We start from the raw sequence: 18,850 nt of genomic DNA on the forward strand, positions 1-18,850 counted from the left end.
TCTCCTCGTCAATCAATATCCATTATTTTAATGTTTTATTTTAATAATCTATTCGTTTTAGTTTACCACATTTTCGAATTTCTTTGTCTATTGTGAATTATTTGTTATAAAAATGATTATTATTAATCACAAATTTATTATTAAAATACAACCCTCTTTAACCGTCTCGTAACTGCTACCTAAAAAAACTCCATCTAAGGCATAACACCCAAGTGGAGTTTATTATAAATATTTTATATATATTTCTCAGTTTCACTGCTTCCTTTAAGTTCATTAACTAATTGCTTAGTCTCATAGTGATTATATTAATTTATTTGTATTATAAAATCAATATCTGTTCTTCTTTCTTTCATTGATTTAAGTCTTTCACTATATGTTTTTTTATCATTAGTACACCTCCTTAATTTCATTTTTTCATATGATGGCCGTTCCTTACCATTGTTATAATATTCAGCACTTCCAAATAAAATATTTTCAGTAAACATTATTTTACAAAATCCCTCATGGGAACGGAGGTAGCCTTCACTAATGCCAGGTTTATTTTTATAATTATAACTTAGCTGATATCCATTTCTAGGAATGTGTTCAATACTGCCTTGAACACTTAAAGAAGTAGAACTTGATGTGCTAGTGTTTAAGACAATCAATATTTCATTCCAATCTTGCTCTATAGTTAAAAAGCCCGTCCAAGGTATTTCAACCCCTGTTGGATTTTTTAATGATAATCCCTCAATTTCATATTTACCATTTAAATTAGGAAATTTAAAAATTTCCCCAAATATTCTATTTTTCCATACCCATTTTGAAAATATGAAGTAAACCACCAAGAATACTATAGCTGTAGAAAGTATGAATTTCACATCTAAATGAAATTTTTGATTAAGTAAATATTCTATGATTTTGTTTATTGCTGAAGCAACAATACCTGAAATAATTACTAAGTAAAAAATAAATTTTACTTTTGGATGGTTATTTACGCATTTATTTGATTTTATACAACATTAAAAAATAAAATATCTCCTTTAAATGCCATGTTTTATTATTCAAACACGTATATTTGCTTATTTGTCACAAATATTAAATATATAAAACTATATTTTATATATTTATTTATATATTTACCATATCACCATCGAAATTGTTTGTCTACATATTTAAAATAAATTCTGTTATTTTAATGATTAATCGTAATTTTTTGTGGATTTTTCACATATATATGGGTATACTATATTTAAACGTAGTATTATATATAGAACTTACTATGTAACAAATGATTATAGATTATTGGAGGAATTAATTATGTTAATGGAATTCAGTGTAGAAAATTTTCTGTCTATAAAAGACAGGGTAACTTTAACTATGGTGGCATCAAAAGATACATCACACAAAAATAATCTTATAAAAAACGCAGACAAAGGTATAAATATTTTAAATACAGCTGTAATATATGGAGCAAATGCTTCTGGAAAAACAACTGTATTACGTGCTATAGGATTTTTAGCTAATTTTTTAAACAGTTCTCATGAAATGCAAAGTGGTAAAAAAATATCTGTAAAACCATTTAGACTTGATAGAGCCTGCCTTGACAAGCCTAGTAGTTTTGAAATCATTTTTAAAACAGAGGGTATAAAATATTTATATGGCTTTTCAGTTACTAAAGATAAAGTTGTTGATGAATATCTTTACTACTATCCAAAGGGCAGGCAAAGTATAATTTTTGAAAGAGAAAATACAGATCAATATAAATTTACAAATGATATAGAACTACAAACTCAAATAAAAAATAAATTTCATTCTCCAAATAAGTTATTTCTATCTACTGCAAGTTTATGGGACTATAAACTTGCTCAAATTCCATTTGAGTGGATAAATAATAATTTACAAATTATAATCTCCCATGAGAGATTAGAAGAAATCACTGCTGATATGATGAAAGAAAATGAAATCATTAATAAAAAAGTTAAATATCTAATTAAGAATGTTGTAAAAGATATCGAAGACATCACCTTTACAGAAATTGAATTAAATAAGAAAGATAATCCTCTGTTAAAATATTTAACCGAAGATGCAAAATCAAAGATTTTAAGCAGTAATGATAATAAGCTTTTAAGCGTTAGTACAGCACACAAAATTAATAATTCCGAGGAATTAATAGAATTCGATTTAGCAGAAGAATCTGATGGAACACGAAAGCTTTTTGGAATCTTAGGACCTTGGGTTACTGTTTTAGAACAAGGTCACACTCTTATTGTAGATGAACTTGATATAAGACTTCATCCTCATTTAACAAGATTTTTAGTTGAACTTTTTCAAAATCCTGAGATTAATAAAAACAATGCTCAACTTATTTTTTCAACTCATGATACAAATCTTCTTGATCAAGATCTTTTTAGAAGGGACCAAATATGGTTTACAGAAAAAAAAGAAGATAATAGTACTGATTTATATTCCTTAGATGACTTTACGGTAAGAAAAGATGCGGCCATCGAGAAAGGCTATTTACAAGGTAAATATGGCGCAATTCCTAATATGAAAGGCGATTGTCTATGGGAGTAAAAAGAAATATTGGAGAATTATCAAGAGATAAAAGACGAAAACGTAGAGTTAAACCTACTATTTTAATAATATCTGAAGGGAAGGATACAGAAGTTAATTATTTTAAAGAGTTTAACCTTAAATATGTTAATGTCGATATAAAAGTTGCAGATAAAAATTCTGCTGGTAAAAATAAAAGTAGAAAAACAGATCCTTCTCACCTGGTAGATAAAGCAATTGATTATATGGATCATAAATATGACATAACCTGCGACGATGGTGACAGTGTTTGGTGTCTAATTGATGTAGATTTAAACTATAAGAATCCAGATACTATAAATCAGCGGGTAGAAGAAATAGAAAAGGCCTATAAAAAAGCAAAAAACTATGAAAAACAAAGAAAAAAAGTTATTAATTTAGGTATCTCAAATCCTTGCTTTGAGATTTGGTATTTACTTCATTATATTTATACAACTGCCAACCTTAAAAATTATAATGCCGTAAAAAATAAACTTGTAAAAGAAACACCTCTTAAAGATTATGAAAAAAACAAATGTATCAATAGCCTTCTTCATGATAAAACAGCAGAAGCAATTAAAAATTCAGTTAAACTTAAAGCTCATTACGAAAGTCTCGGAAAAATATTGATGGATTTTAAGAAAAGTTCTTCTCTGTTGAATGTAAAAGATATTATTGAAAGTAATCCCTATACAAATGTATGGGAACTTGTAGAATACATTGAACAGCTTAATTTAATGCAGCCATAATATTAAGTTATTTACCTACTATTACCCATTTGAGGTAACACAGTTTCTATTTCATATTTTGGAATTAAATTATCACAAAAAGCCCCACCTAGGTCAGAATACCCAAGTGGAGCTTATTAAAATATTTTATATATATTTCTCCGTTTCTTTACTCTCTTTAAGTTCATTAACTAAATGCTTAATCTCCTGATCCTTATTTTTGTCCATTACGAGTATTACATCTCCTGCATCAACAATTATAAGGTCCTTTATTCCAAATCCAATTATAAGCCTGTCTTTACCAAATACTGAGCAGTTTTCGCTCTCTTCCATAAATGTATTACCCAAAACATTGTTACCTCGTAAATTGCTTAGGAATCTTGAAAGAGCTGCAAACGTTCCTATATCATCCCATACAAAATCACATTTTATAACAAAAGCCTTTCTGGTTTTCTGCATTATACCAAAATCAACTGATATCCCATCTATCTCATTATACTGTTCTTTTATTACATTGCTTTCCTCATCAGTCTCTAAGGATTGATAGATGGTCATTAATCTTTTATACATCTTAGGTAAATACTTTTCCATTTCACGCAAGTACACATCTGCTCTCCATACAAACATACCACTATTCCAAAGAAAATTACCTTTTATGAGCAAATCCTTTGCTACTTCTGAGTTAGGTTTTTCTAAAAATCGTTCTACTCTAAATGTAGGCATATCTGCGTTTACCCTATCTCCCATTTCAATATAACCATAACCAGTCTCTGGCCTTGTAGGTTGTACTCCTATGGTTACTAAACCTCGTTTTTTATTTGCTATTTCAACTCCTTGAAGTACTGTTTCTTTAAACTCCTTCTCGTTTTCTATATAGTGATCAGAAGGCAGTACTATCATAGTTGCTTCCTTGTCTACTTTTAACAGTTTTGCAGCAGATAGACCTATACACGTAGCGGTCTCTTTATTACTAGGTTCAACAAATATATTTTCTCTTTTAATCTCTGGAAGTTCCTCACAAATTTTATCAAAGTACTCTTCATTAGTAACTACATAGATATTTTCATTGCTAACTAAACACTTTATTCTATCTACAGTGCTTCTTAAAAAGCTCTTATTATTAATAATATTTAAAAACTGCTTTGGGTTTTGGGCACGAGATAGAGGGTAAAGTCTTGTTCCTTTTCCACCTGCTAAAATTAGTACATATAACAAAATACCACCCCAAATTATTACTCATTTTATTTTATGAATTACATGCCTATGTTGTGAGAACAATTTATAATATTAAAAATAAAAGCGTGTATTATGAATTTTCTTTTTCATAATACACGCTTTTTACTTTAATTTATTTATTTTTCATCCTGATCACTATGTTCTTCGCCCTGAATGTCGTGTTCTTCATCCAAAACAGTTTTTTCTTCATCAAAAGGCGAAATGAATTCAATGTTGTCGCTTAGCATTTTATCTCCAATTTTTTTTAACAATTCGAAGTCATCATATTTTTTAAGATCATATTCTTTTAAAATAGATGTTTTATCCTTTTTACCCTGAACCGGTAATCGCTTAGCAAATGTTCTAAATAATTCTTCTCTAAAATACTTTGCATCTACTTTAGGGAAATACGGAAATGGACAAAACCCATATTCTTTAGCATTTTCCACACCATTAGTGTCATATTTAAAATAATATTTTCCAGTTTTTTTACTTAATTCTCCTACTTTAAACGATTTACCTTCATTATTTTTCCACATCATATATATTATGCTATCCACTTTGCAAGTCATTCCTTTCACCCTCTTATTAAAAAAATTATAATATTATTATATTGTTATGATGATAACTATATAACAAATATTAGTATATAAAAACTAAGTAATACTTTGTTTTCTATATACTCTAATTTTTTAATTTTTTAACTAACTTCTCCATAACTAGGGTAGGATTTCTATAAAATTCACTAGCACGTATTTTATAAAACTCCCATCCAACTCTCTCAAGGCACATCTGCATTTCATACTGTTTTTGCCAATCATAATCTTCATCGCTTGTCATTCCAATACATTTTACTGCTATTTTCTTATAATTCTCATCGCTTGCTGGCAACAACACATCTGTTTCTACAACAAAATCTATAATATATTTTCCTACTTTAACCTTCGGTGTAATTTTAAATCCATTTTCTCTTATATGTCTTTCTATATTCTCCTCAAAATCATTCAATAATAAATGTTTCTCAGCCTTAATTTCTTTCTTTGGTTCATTCTGCTCTATACAGTATTTTAATAAAGCATATCTAACACACTTATCATTAAGGTCCTCTAAATCCACTGAGTGAAATAACCACATTTGATTTCTAGCACGACTAGCTGCTACATTAAATCTCCTTATATCAGAATCTTTAGTTAAAGCTGCAAATTTAGCATTATTTGCAATAACCATAGACAAGAACATTACATCTCTCTCATCACCCTGAAATGAATATGCATCTCCGCATATAAGCCTTCGACTTAATATTTCCTCCATCCCAAGTTTATCCACTAACATACTTAGTATTAGTTCAGCTTGGACGTCTCCTAGAAGCGATATTACTCCCATGGTCATGCCCTTATACCTTTCATCGCTACAGCACTTTAATATCTGTCCTACGACGTTCTCTGCCTCTAATACATTTAAAGCCTTGTTTTTGTCCTTGTATCCACCTATTACTTTAGTAGTTACTATAAATGGTCCAACTTTTTCTTTTTCTTCTATTCTCCTTAAAGGTATTATTTCATTGGAATAGCATAATTCATTACTAAATCCAATTATCTCCGGTACGCATCTAAAGTGTTCCTTTAATAATAACCTACTTGGAAATACTCTTAGTGCAGTATTATATAAACTTGTCTTTAAATCAAACCACTGGGCATGTGGTATATCCTCTAAATAAGTATTTATAAGGGTTTCGACAATTGCATGATCTTTCCCAATTGCTTCAGGACTTATTTGCTTTTCATCCCCTACAATAATCGCCTTTTTAGCCCTCATCAAAACGGTTATAGCCGATATGTCGCTTTGACTGCTCTCATCTACAATTACCACATCAAATAAATTATCTGTGAGCTTCAAATTTTCCATAACTCTATTTATTGGCATTATCCACACAGGAATTACATCCTTACAATTATCCATTTCCTTTTGTGCAATTTTTCTATACTTTACTGCCTGAGTACCCGTTCCTTTTCCTATCCTTTTTATAGCTTCCATCCAAGTAAATAAACTTCGCTTCTGTGCCTCTGTAGTCCTCTCTATTTGATTAAACCAACTTCTTTTAGAAACAAGGTCTCCTATAATTTGCTTTTCTTTACTTTTTTCCCGGGCAATATCTTTTTCTAAAGCTTCTACATCAACTTCTTCTAATTTTTGTAAATAGTCATTCCATTTTCTCCACTTCCATGCCTTTTCAAAACTTAGACTCTCTAAATTTTCTATGGTTTTATCTTCATCATTTATAATATTTTCAAGTAATATAGGGCAACACATTTCCAATTTATAACATAATTCCTTTAATTCTAAAGCCTTATTAGCTGTCTGCATTAGCTCCCTAATCTCTATATAAACAGCTTGTACAGCATTTAAACTTCTTATATTTATAGCATCTTGTAATTTTCCTAGGCAACCTTTGTTATTAAAAGTTGTCTTTATTTCTTCCATTTTTAGATTTAATTTATTATATCTATTTATGTTCTTTAGACTCTCAAATCCATTTTTTAGATAAATATATGTTTCTTTATCATACCAATACATATCACTCGTCAAATTCTTGCCGGTCAAATTCTTATCAGGCAAAAAATTGACTATATTATTTTTAAATGTTTTGTCCCAGTTAATAATTTCATAAATCCCCTTAATATCATCTACGATAACACTTATATAATTTAAATTCGTATCATCGATAATTTTTCCACCATATTCTTTTACTGTATTATTCCAAATATTTTTAAGTTCTCTTTCTACTAACTGCAGTTTTATATATAAATCAACCACAATTATTTGCTCGCTAGTATTTATACACTCATAATCTACCTTGCAGCCCTCGAATATATATTTAAGATTCCCATGAAGTATTTTAAAGAGACCTCCCAATCTACCTTTTTGGCTGATTGTTTTTGCTATAATATCAAAATCATTTTTAAATGTGTTTATATCAATATCTGAAGGTAGCTCTAATTTATGATTGTTTAATTCTTGCTTTAATTCACTTATATTTTTTATATATTCATTGCCTTTATTTACTAATTGTTTCCACAAACCTTGTGCCTCATTATTAGAGTAATAATCTTTCATAACATTATCTAGCCAGTTATTTTCAAATCTTTCAAATTTTTCTATTGCATTATCTACCAGTTTAAGTAATCTTCTATTCCCATAATCTATAGAATTTGCACTATTTAAATCTTTAATATTATCTTCATAAACATGCTTTTGCTGCCCTAGTTTAATTAGTTCTGAAATATCATCACATAACTCTTCTTCTTTGGGAAGTATCGCTATATATTTATCTATGTTGTCTATTTCATGTATTTGTTGTTTCGTAATTACAGATGACAATGTAACTAACCTTTTAAATTTTTCAGAAGTTAAAGGGTTTTCTTTATTAAAATCAAGCTTGTCTACTATCCATGAATGATTAACTTCATTATCTTTAACCCATTTAGCCATATGCATTAGTGTATACTTTTGCTTTTCGTATTCTATCTTTTCATTCTCTCTATCATCAATGCACTTTAACTCTTTGTATAAGCGTTTCTGCGACTCAATGCAATTATTGTGTTTATATTTTAAAAGTTTTATTTCTTTACGCAACTCTTTAGTATCCATAGATAAGCTTTCTGTTATTTTTCTAACAGACTCATCCAATTCTTCTAGGGATTTAGTATCATTTCCTAGTATACTTATGCATAATGCTCTAACCTCTTCTGGTATTTTATTAGACAAAACCCTTAGCGCCCTATCTGTTTGACTTGTCACTAATACCCTTTTACCATGAGCCAAAAGATGACATATTAAATTAGCAATAGAGTGACTTTTACCAGTACCTGGAGGTCCCTGTATAACTACGCCAAAATTTTCAGAAAGTTTTTTAGTTATTTCCATTTGTTCCTCATTAGCAGGTAGTGGGAACAATACATCTTCTCCTACTTCCCTCCATTCATTAGAAGTCTTTGCGTCTTGCGTTATTTCTTCTTCCGACACCAAAGCCTCCACAGTCTTAGGGATAGGGAACCCAGCTCTTATTTGTGATAATACATCATTTAATTCCATATTCCAAAGTCTTGTGTCAACCTTTCGAAGTATGATGCAAGGGGCATTATAAAATTGTATATTAGTTTTAGTCAATATATCAGAAGCACTACTCAGCTCATCAATATAGACATCCTTTGTATAAGATTTCAAAAGCATAGCTAACTCATCAAATATTTTTGATGCTATTTTAATATTTCTTACATCCAGCGCCATATCTTTTGCTTTATTTCTGATTTTCAGTAAACTATCTAAGTTTACCTCCAAGTATTCATTTAAAAATTCAAGTTCCACATTTGTTTGATTATTATATGGTTTTAAAGTGAAACTTTTTTTCTTTGAATCAAATTTTATCTCCATTTTAGTAGTAAAAACAGGATGAATTATTTCTTTTTCTTCTTTTTCCCAACTCAGTAATCCATTTGTCCAAACTATCTCTAAATCTTCACTATTTTTTTCTAATTGTAAATACGTTTTTTGAAACTGGTTATATAAATCTTGCGCTCTCTCATCTATGCTTAACCAGTAATCCTTATTATCGTCAATATTAAAAGTACATCCACTAATATCTTGGAGTTCTTTTTCCCAATATACTTTTTCATATTCATTTATGTTTCTTATAGTTTTTTGATTCATATTTTTAATGCTGAGTAAATACGAGAATATTTTTTCTACTTTATCATTAATATTCAACTCTTCATTACCTCCAATTTATTAATTCATCATTTCTATTATGGAGTATTTTATACGTTGAAACGCGTATAATGTAAAAAGTCTTACTAAAACTTAAGTAGTTTTAATAAGACTTATATTTATTTACAAGAATCTCTCTCCACTATTCTATAAGGTAATACAAAATGTTTTTCGTCAACTACTAAATTATTTATAGATTTTATAAGCATTCTCATACCAACAGAACCCATATCATACATCGGTTGAGAAACTGTGGTAAGCTTTGGATAAAATGTTGATGCAGAATAAATATCATTAAAGCCCATTACATCTATCTTTTCTGGAACATTAATAGATTTGTCTCTTAATGCATTTATTACTCCCATAGCAATTTCATCACTAGCACAGAATACAGCGTCTACCTTAGCACCTGTATCTAATATAACATTAATTCCTGTATACCCGTCTCTAGACTTAACTCCACCAAGATAAATTAAATCTTTATTAAGAGTTATTCCTATATCTGAAAGTCCTTTTGTATAGCCTGTATATCTTTGAGATAATGCATTTACTTTTTCTATAGAAGTCCCTACGTATGCAATATTTTTATTTCCCTTATTTGCTAAATATTTCACTGCATCCGCTGCTGCCGTTACATTATCAATAGCAACACTAGGGAATATACCCTGTTCATCCGCTGTCTCAACAAGAACAACCGGCATTTCTAATTCTTTTATTAATTCTATTACATTATTTCCTATGGAATTACTCATATATATAACTCCATCTATCATTTTCTCTTTAAGTATTCTTAAAGATTCCATTTCTTTGTCTACATCTAAATCTGCATTACAAAGCATAATATTATAATTATAAATATTAGCTACATCCTCGCAACCCCTAACTATTTCGGGATAAAACTGATTGGATATATCCGGTATAATTATTCCTATTGTACTGGATTTTTGTGTCTTTAAACTTCTAGCAACTATATTCGGCCTGTATGATAATTTCTTTATTGCATCTTTTACCTTTTTCTTGGTGTCTTCATTTACCACATCTATATCATTTAGTACTCTAGATACTGTTGCAATAGAAACTCCCGCTTCTCTTGCGACATCTTTTATTGAAGCAGCCATATTACTCAACTCCCACTATTTTCTTATCTTACCATTATACTTATAAAAACTTTTCTTTTCAAGCTATAACACGAACTTACACTAAAGTATGTCCCAATACAATAATTTTAACCTATACTTTTTATTATTGCCAGTTAATATATTCCTTAATCATGGCGTTATCTTATTTATTTCTTCATTTCATAGATATTATCCAGATTTTATCATTATTAAAAGCAGAGTATGTGACAATTGCCACATACTCTGCTTTACTATTATTAATTATAACTTCACTAAATCTAATTGTAAGTCCTCACCATTTATCTTTACCGTCTTGTATTCTCTATCTTCGTTATATACAATTTGGGCAGATAAAGTATCTTTTTTAATCTGATCTTCAAACTTAGCAATTACCTTTTGAAGTATTTCATTTCCTGATACATAAGTTATAATCTTATCAGCAACCTCAAATCCAGTTTCTTTTCTCATGTTTTGAATTTTACTTAAGATTTCACGTACATTACCTTCTTCTTTAAGTTCATCAGTTATGTGGGTAATTAATACTACTCCCATTTCGCCTTCGCCAGCAAAAGCGTAACCTTCAAGTCCTTGCATTGTAACAAGTAATTTTTCACTATCTAAGTCTATTTCCGTACCAGCAACATTAATAGTAACAATATTACCTTTATTTATAGTTTGAGCAAGTTCCATTTGATTCATAGCTCCAATAGCTTTTTTAATACCAGGTATTAATCTACCATATGGTTTACCAAGCACTGGTAAGTTAGGTTTAATTTCGAATTTAACATATTTAGAAAGATCAGCACCTAGCTCTACTTCCTTAATATTAAGTTCCTCTTTAACTATATGTCCATAATACTCTGGAAGAGATTTAGAACTAACAAGCATCTTCGAAAGTGGCTGTCTATTCTTTATATTAGCAGCATTTCGTGCACTTCTTCCTAATTTAACAATCCTATAAGCTTTGTCCATTTCTTCTTCTAAATCCTTATTAACTTGGTCTTCTTGATATTCAGGCCAAGTACATAAATGAATACTCTCAGGAGCATTTTTATCAAATGCAACTACTAGATTTTGATATAACTCTTCTGTTATAAACGGTATAAATGGAGCAGATATTTTAGCAAACGTTGTAATAACTCTATATAGTGTCATATAAGCACTTATCTTATCCTCTGTAAGTGACTCTACCCAATATCTTGATCTATTACGTCTTACATACCAGTTAGAAAGTTCTTCAATAAAGTCTTCTAGCTCAAGTGCTCCTTGAGTTATTCTGTAATTAGTTAAGTGTTCATCTATATCTTTTACTAATGAATTTAATTTTGACATCATCCATTTGTCCATAATATTAGTAGCCTTAAATGTTTCGTATTTAGTTGGGTCAAAATTATCTATATCTGCATACAAAATATAGAATGAATATACATTCCAAAGGGTTCCTATGAACTTTCTTTGTGCATCTATAACTGCACCCTCATAAAATCTTGATGGTAACCATGGTGCACTTGCTGTATAGAAATACCATCTAAGAGCATCTGCTCCTTGATTTTCAAGAATCGTGAATGGACTTAACACATTGCCCTTATGTTTAGACATTTTAAGTCCGTTTTTATCTAATACATGACCAAGAACTATACAATTCTCAAATGGATTTGTATCAAATACAGTAGTAGATATTGCAAGTAATGTATAGAACCATCCTCTTGTTTGATCCACTGCTTCTGAAATAAATTGAGCTGGGAAATTAGCTTCAAATACTTCTTTGTTTTCAAATGGATAATGATGTTGCGCAAATGGCATTGATCCTGAATCAAACCAACAATCTATAACTTCTTCTACCCTAGTCATAGTTTTTCCGCATTTAGGACATTTTAAGTGTACCTTATCAATATATGGTTTATGAAGTTCTATTCCCTCCGGTACATCTATTCCTTTTTCGTTAAGTTCTTCTATGCTTCCTATAAGTTCACGGTGTCCGCATTCACATTCCCATATTGGAAGTGGAGTTCCCCAATACCTTGTTCTACTTATGCTCCAATCTATAACACCTTCAAGGAATTTACCCATTCTACCTGATCTAACGTTATCTGGCATCCAATTAACCTTATTGTTATTTTCTATAAGTTTGTCTCTCATAGAAGACATTCTTACAAACCAGCTTTCTCTTGGATAATATAATAGTGGTGTGTCACATCTCCAACAGTGTGGATATGAATGTTCGAATTTCTCTGCTTTATATAAAACATTATTTTCTTTTAAGTACTCTAATATCTTAGCATCTGCATCTTTAACAAAGATTCCTTTCCATGGAGTAACGCAGTCAACAAACTTGCCTTCTACATCGACTAAGTTAATAAGTGGCAAATCATATTTCTTACCAAGCAAGTTATCGTCTTCACCATAAGCTGGAGCAATATGAACTATGCCTGTACCATCAGAAAGAGTTACAAAATCTCCATGAACTATATAAAAAGCCTTTTCTTTTGGAGTATAAAAATCAAACATTTGCTCATATTCAAGGCCCAGTAGATCTTCTCCTTTAAATTCACGTACTACTTCATACTCTCCCTCAAGTTTACCTAATAAATCTCTTGATAGTATTAAAGTTTCACCTTCTTGATTTACTTCAACATAATCATATTTTTTATTAACTGCAAGAGCTACATTGCTTGGAAGAGTCCAAGGAGTTGTAGTCCAAACAACTATGTATTTATCTTCACCTTTTACTTTAAATTTTACATATGCTGACATTTCTTTTACATCTTTATATCCTTGAGCTACTTCATGAGAAGATAATGAAGTTCCACATCTTGGACAATAAGGCATTACCTTATGACCCTTGTATAATAGATCTTTATCCCACATTTGTTTTAATGCCCACCAAACTGATTCAATATAATCATTATGGTAAGTTACATAAGGGTTATCCATATCAACCCAGTATCCTACTCTCTCAGACATTTCTTTCCACATATTAACATAGCTAAAAACACTAGCCTTACATTCTTCAACGAATTTTTCTACTCCGTATGCTTCTATGCCAGGTTTGCCATTAATTCCAAGTTTCTTTTCTATTTCAAGTTCTACTGGTAAACCATGAGTATCCCATCCAGCTTTTCTTGGAACATTATATCCTTTCATTACCTTATATCTTGGTATTAAATCCTTCATAACTCTAGTTAAGACGTGACCTATGTGTGGTTTCCCATTTGCTGTTGGTGGACCATCATAGAAAGTAAATGTCTTTCCACCCTTATTTAAATCAAAATTCTTTTGAATGATATCTTTTTCTTTCCAAAGCTTAAGTACATCACTTTCTATTTCCATAAAGCTCTTGGAAGGATCATTTTTTTTATACATAATAAAACTCCTTTTTCAATTTTATTTGATAATATCAAATTAGACATGTAAAACTTCTCAGCTTAATTTTCATTATCTTTATTAGATATTAATTGAAACTACATTTTAAATATAAAAAACTCCCCCCTATTTAATAGGGCGAAGTTAAATTCGCTAAACCACCTATATGATATATATAAAATCAAGTACTGTTATACCTTATTCTTTAACGCAGAAATACGGATAAGCTTACTAAAATTTCAGCTCTCAGCTCATAGGTGATTTTCTTTAAACCTTCACTATGGGTTCTCACCTTTCCCACTCTCTTTAAGTTACTTGTTTAAATACTTTTCCTAATCAAAGCTATTAATTAGTCATAATTAATAATTAATATAAATATATTATAAATTAATATAACTTCTTACTATTATATTATAATGAATTTTTGTTGTCAATTTCTTTTTGAATTTTCTTACAATTAATATGGATTTAAAGCTATTTATTTGGAGCCTTGGATTTATATTAGTACAAGTGTCTCTCTACCCTTAAAGTATTATTATGCAACGCTTACAATAAATTCCACGATTATTTATTTAACACATTTACCTAGATATATGTGATATAATGTTAGTTAAAAATGAACCTTATTGTAATACAAAAATATAAATGGTTTTAAAATTTGTTTCTTTAATGAATTTGTGTTTTCGTCAACTTGCAAAATAGTGTCATTATTTCGTAATTATTTTAAATTATTGATGTTTTGTATTGACACAACTTCATTTTTGTAATAAAATCATTTTATTTGCAACTAAAATTCAGTTATGTATTAGTATGGATTTTTATTACCCTCTGATGTATATGAATTATTACAAATAAGTCAAATATTTCATTAAAAGCTTGTTCATAAAAATGTCAAATAAGTCATTTCAGTGACTTTTTAACAATTAAATATATATTTAAAGGAGGACTATTATTTTGAAAAAATTAATTTATGTAATTCCTAAAGAAAAACATTCTGAAAAGGACATTAAAGACATCCTACTTGCACACTCCGAGGTGAAATTCGTTTCCCTTGTTGGTATTGACTTATCAGGTAATGACACTGACGAGAGAATTCCAATTCAAATATTTTTAGATGACATCAGTGGATTCGAAAACGGTGTTATTCAAACCGATGGTTCATCTGTAGTATTGCCAGGTATCGCAACTCTAAACAACGCTAAGTTGGATATGCTTGCAGATGCTGATTGTAATTGGTATATTGATTACAATTATGAAAACATTGACCCAGAAACAGAATTACCAATAGGAACACTCAAAATTCCATGTACATTATTACATGATAAAATCGCAGTAGATTCAAGATCAATACTAAAAAAATCCGTTGAAACTTTCAAAACAACTCTTCTTGATTTACTTAAAGAAAATCCATCTGCTTTAAGTTCTTTTGATTTTGAATTTAAAGATATTGATAAGTTAATGCTCACATCTGCAACTGAGTTAGAGTTTTGGGTAAAAACACCTAATGATAAAGCAGATATAGAAGAATTATCTACATCACAAGTACTAAAAGAACAGTATTGGAGTAAAACTAAAGGAAATGTTAGAACAGCTCTTGAACAAACTCTTCTTTTAATGGAAAAGTATGGTTTTGAACCTGAAATGGGTCATAAAGAAGTTGGTGGAGTAAAAGCTCAAATCGGAGAAGCTGGTTCACTAACACATATAATGGAACAACTTGAAATAGATTGGAAATACTCAGACGCTCTTCAATGTGCAGATAACGAGTTATTCATTAGAAATTTAGTAAAAGAAACCTTTAGACTTAATGGTTTAGATGTTAACTTTTTAGCAAAACCCGTACATGATGTAGCCGGCAGTGGCGAACATACTCATATTGGAATCGCTGTTAAATTAACTAACGGCAAAAGAGTTAATTTATTTAATTCAGATAATAACCATTTCTTAAGTAATTTAGGATACGCTTCAGTAATGGGTGTACTTAAGAATTATGAAGTAATAAACCCATTTGTTTCTTCAACAAATGATTCTCTAAGAAGATTAAAAGTTGGTTTTGAGGCTCCTATATGTATAGTAACATCACTTGGTCACAGTGTTGATGTTCCATCTAGAAATAGATCTATACTACTCGCATTAATAAGGGACCTTGATAATCCACTTGCTACAAGATTTGAACTTAGAGCTCCATGCCCACATACTAATACTTACCTAGCTTTATCTACTTTATATATGGGTATGCTTGACGGTATAGTATATGCAATCAAAAACAATAAATCTGAAGATGATCTTTTGAAAGAACTATCTAAGGCACCAGGAGATGAAGCAGATTATTTAGAAAAAGATAGGTCTTATAGAAGTGAAGAAGATGTATTTGAATACTATACAGAACAGCAACGCGCAGATTACTTTGGTAAAGCACCTAAAACTGTTTATGAAAATGTTTGTGCACTAGATGAATGTCCTGAAAAACTTGAAATCCTTAAGGCTGGTGGCGTATTTACTACTAGTATAATAAATAGTTTTAGAATGGCAATAACCTCTAGATGGGTTACCGAAATAAATAATAGATTGTTAAACAATTATTCAGAAGAAATCAGGAAATTTAAAATGATTCACACTGCTGAAAAAGCATTAGATTTAGATTTAGCAAATTGGCAAAAAGTTAATGACCTAAGACACTCTCTTATGAAAGATACTTATTCTAAAACTAGCCTATTTACTAAGATAAAAGAAGCTTCTAATGTTGAAAATTATGAAGAACTTTCTACATTACAGATACAATTAGATGCTCAAATTGAAGAGCTTAGATTCTGTTACTCTAACTATCAAAAGAATTTATTAGACATTTAACGACATTTCAGAAGGAAAGTCTCCCACTTCTATAAGTTGGAGTTACATCCCCAAACAAATAGAAAACTTCAGTGGTAATATAATTCTCCTTCTGAAGTCGTTAATGCATCTTCTTCGAAGCTGTTGAAGCGACCCAGGAGATGATTAATAAGTTTTAGACTTATATAACATGAATCATAAAAAAACAACCTCAATAGGATTTTACTATTAAGGTTGTTTTTTATGATTTTGCCTTTATGCCTTTATGCCTTTAAATAATTAATATTTTATATTAGTTATTCCTAAAGTATTAAGAATTCCCTTTGCAATTGCATTAGCCACTTTAGTTTGGTATGCAGAGCTATTTAGTAATTTTTCTTCTGACGGGTTAGTTATAAATCCAGTTTCCACCAATATAGCTGTGGCACTATTATTTCTAAAAACATAATCATTAGCAGTTTTAATTCCCCTATCATAACTTGCAGTTGCTTTAATTATTTCAGTTTGAATATTCTGCGCAAGTTTTGATGCAGCTACATTTCCAGCATAATAAAAAGTTTCGGTGCCATGAGCCGATGTCATATCTGCTGCGTTTGCATGTATACATACAAAATAATTTGGCTTAGCATTATTAGAAATATCACATCTTAATTGGAGATTTCTAGATTCATCAGTTGAATAAGCTATAGCATTCGTTGTTCTTGTATATACGGTGTAAACATTATTTTTAGTTAATATTGCTCCTACTTTTAAAGTAATTGCAAGGTTTACTGTACTCTCATAAACACCCGTCGGTCCTATTGCTCCTGGGTCACTTCCACCATGACCTGCATCTAAAACTATTTTATACTTCGCCGCAATAGTTGCAGCTTTTACAGTAATTATAGCTTTTGCATTCGTGGCTATTCCAATCACAGTTCCATAGTAAGTGGTACTGCCTACAACGCTTGTAGCAACTGATTTAAGCCATGTTACACTAACTGTTTGTTTTGAACCATTGCTCATAATTGCGGTTACAGTTTTCGGCAATGCATATGTATCCCCAACTGTTACACTACCTACTATATCTGGTATTGAAGATATTTTCAAAGTATTATCATAAGTAGTATCGGTATTTGCAAAGCCAGCATAATTCATTAATCCATTAGCTATAGCTTTTGCAGCGTTGTTTTGATACTGTGTACTAATTAATAATGCCTCTTCACCTGGATTTGTTATAAACCCCAAGTCCGTAACTATGGTAGGACAGCTTGTCTTAGTTAATATTTCAGTACTTCCTACTTGGGCTCCCCTATCTTTAGCTTGTGTTGCTTTTATTAGTTCAGATTGCACTGATGTCGCAAGAAGCTTATTTGCACTTACATCAGATTTGTAATATGTTTCTATTCCATTAGCAGTACTATCTGCCGTATATGAATTAGTGTTTATACTTAAAAATATATTAGCATTTGCATTTTTTGCAATTAATGCTTTTGCAGCATCTTCGCCACTCTGAGTCCAAGTTACCGCATCAGTAGTTCTTGTATATACTACATTAAATCCTCTTGTTTTTAGTATACTACCAAGTTTTAACGCTGTACTTAAATTTATATCCTTAGCCTTAACCCCACTTGCACCAGTAATTACCTTATAGTACTGACCTGGATCAATACATACAGTAAATTCGCTTGGTTTTGTAGGTGCACTTTTAGTAGTAAAATCCATTCTAACTTCACTAGGAAGGATTTTACCATCAGTGGATTTAACCTGATTTGTTACAATCAATGTGTATTTTTTATTGTATTCATAATTTTCCACAGGTTCAACTACTACATTTTTATTACCAATCGCTAAACTAACTTTGATTTCTATGTACTTATTATCATCAGAAAGCACCTTAATGTTTGTAGTATTCACTGTGCTAACATTTAAAACCTTATTAAAACTTACTGTGAAAGGTTTACTAATTACCACGTCTTTTTTAGACTCCATATTTGTAATTGTACTAGCCTTCACTATGGTTTGCATAGGTATACACACAACTAAAGCTAAAATCATAATTACAAATGCTTTAAAAATTTTTTTCATATAACCCCTCCTAAATCCTTATAATTACTAAATAAAATTATTAAAATAACTTTAAGTATGTATTTTATTATGGTATTAATTCTCAATTAATCATACTATACTTTTATTTTCATCTCAATAATTTATAATTTTTTTAATTTCTTTCAACTATTTATTGAAAATCTGCTTATATAAATTTTTTATAGTGTATTTCGCTACAAAAGGTGGCATAAT

10 protein-coding genes and 1 other annotated feature are annotated in these 18,850 nt (G+C 30.0%); of the genes, 3 read left to right on the forward strand and 7 right to left on the reverse strand.

What is annotated here, in order from left to right:
• Positions 1-305 precede the first annotated feature (305 nt).
• Complete coding sequence (locus KPL37_RS07085) at positions 306-995, reverse strand: Cap15 family cyclic dinucleotide receptor domain-containing protein (protein ID WP_216147295.1); 690 nt, start codon at positions 993-995, stop codon at positions 306-308.
• A gap of 304 nt (positions 996-1,299) precedes the next feature.
• On the opposite strand from KPL37_RS07085, the gene KPL37_RS07090 reads away from it, so the two are divergent.
• Positions 1,300-2,556 carry an AAA family ATPase gene (locus tag KPL37_RS07090; RefSeq protein ID WP_216147157.1) on the forward strand — a complete coding sequence of 419 codons (1,257 nt, stop codon included), beginning with the start codon at positions 1,300-1,302 and terminating at the stop codon, positions 2,554-2,556.
• The gene (locus tag KPL37_RS07095) at positions 2,547-3,302 is read left to right on the forward strand and encodes an RloB family protein (protein WP_216147160.1); all 756 of its coding nucleotides are present in this window, start codon (positions 2,547-2,549) and stop codon (positions 3,300-3,302) included. The genes KPL37_RS07090 and KPL37_RS07095 overlap by 10 nt, the downstream gene beginning before the upstream one ends.
• Before the next feature lie 126 nt (positions 3,303-3,428).
• Here the strand turns inward: KPL37_RS07095 and KPL37_RS07100 are convergent, their stop codons facing one another.
• The 5 genes from KPL37_RS07100 to ileS all read right to left on the reverse strand — a co-directional run bounded on the left by KPL37_RS07100 (position 3,429) and on the right by ileS (position 13,741).
• Positions 3,429-4,496, reverse strand: a complete 1,068-nt coding sequence (locus tag KPL37_RS07100) for a mannose-1-phosphate guanylyltransferase (RefSeq protein WP_216147163.1) — start codon at positions 4,494-4,496, stop codon at positions 3,429-3,431.
• 137 nt (positions 4,497-4,633) lie between these two features.
• Positions 4,634-5,068 carry a HipA N-terminal domain-containing protein gene (locus tag KPL37_RS07105; protein ID WP_216147166.1) on the reverse strand — a complete coding sequence of 145 codons (435 nt, stop codon included), beginning with the start codon at positions 5,066-5,068 and terminating at the stop codon, positions 4,634-4,636.
• 112 nt (positions 5,069-5,180) lie between these two features.
• Complete coding sequence (locus tag KPL37_RS07110) at positions 5,181-9,260, reverse strand: AAA domain-containing protein (protein WP_216147169.1); 4,080 nt, start codon at positions 9,258-9,260, stop codon at positions 5,181-5,183.
• 119 nt (positions 9,261-9,379) lie between these two features.
• Positions 9,380-10,378, reverse strand: a complete 999-nt coding sequence (locus tag KPL37_RS07115) for a LacI family DNA-binding transcriptional regulator (RefSeq protein ID WP_216147172.1) — start codon at positions 10,376-10,378, stop codon at positions 9,380-9,382.
• Between the two features lie 261 nt (positions 10,379-10,639).
• A complete protein-coding gene (gene ileS / locus KPL37_RS07120) occupies positions 10,640-13,741 on the reverse strand; it encodes an isoleucine--tRNA ligase (protein ID WP_216147175.1) in 3,102 nt (1,033 codons plus the stop codon).
• Positions 13,742-13,872: 131 nt separating this feature from the next.
• Positions 13,873-14,090 (reverse strand) — a binding site (T-box leader).
• Positions 14,091-14,692: 602 nt separating this feature from the next.
• On the opposite strand from ileS, the gene KPL37_RS07125 reads away from it, so the two are divergent.
• A complete protein-coding gene (locus tag KPL37_RS07125) occupies positions 14,693-16,591 on the forward strand; it encodes a type I glutamate--ammonia ligase (RefSeq protein ID WP_216147298.1) in 1,899 nt (632 codons plus the stop codon).
• 258 nt (positions 16,592-16,849) lie between these two features.
• Here the strand turns inward: KPL37_RS07125 and KPL37_RS07130 are convergent, their stop codons facing one another.
• Positions 16,850-18,637: an N-acetylmuramoyl-L-alanine amidase gene (locus KPL37_RS07130; RefSeq protein WP_216147178.1), complete on the reverse strand. Its 1,788-nt coding sequence runs from the start codon at positions 18,635-18,637 to the stop codon at positions 16,850-16,852.
• Between the last annotated feature and the right edge of the window lie 213 nt (positions 18,638-18,850).

Origin of the sequence: Clostridium frigoris (genome assembly GCF_018861865.1) — a bacterium.
In the GTDB taxonomy this organism is placed as follows: domain Bacteria; phylum Bacillota; class Clostridia; order Clostridiales; family Clostridiaceae; genus Clostridium_AD; species Clostridium_AD frigoris.

What these genes read in the sequence shown, in the direction of transcription:
- KPL37_RS07090 (WP_216147157.1), top strand. Translation starts at nt 1,300, where the DNA reads ATGTTAATGGAATTCAGTGTAGAAAATTTTCTGTCTATAAAAGACAGG.
- KPL37_RS07095 (WP_216147160.1), top strand. Translation starts at nt 2,547, where the DNA reads ATGGGAGTAAAAAGAAATATTGGAGAATTATCAAGAGATAAAAGACGA.
- KPL37_RS07105 (WP_216147166.1), bottom strand. Translation starts at nt 5,068, where the DNA reads ATGACTTGCAAAGTGGATAGCATAATATATATGATGTGGAAAAATAAT.
- KPL37_RS07115 (WP_216147172.1), bottom strand. Translation starts at nt 10,378, where the DNA reads ATGGCTGCTTCAATAAAAGATGTCGCAAGAGAAGCGGGAGTTTCTATT.
- ileS (WP_216147175.1), bottom strand. Translation starts at nt 13,741, where the DNA reads ATGTATAAAAAAAATGATCCTTCCAAGAGCTTTATGGAAATAGAAAGT.
- KPL37_RS07130 (WP_216147178.1), bottom strand. Translation starts at nt 18,637, where the DNA reads ATGAAAAAAATTTTTAAAGCATTTGTAATTATGATTTTAGCTTTAGTT.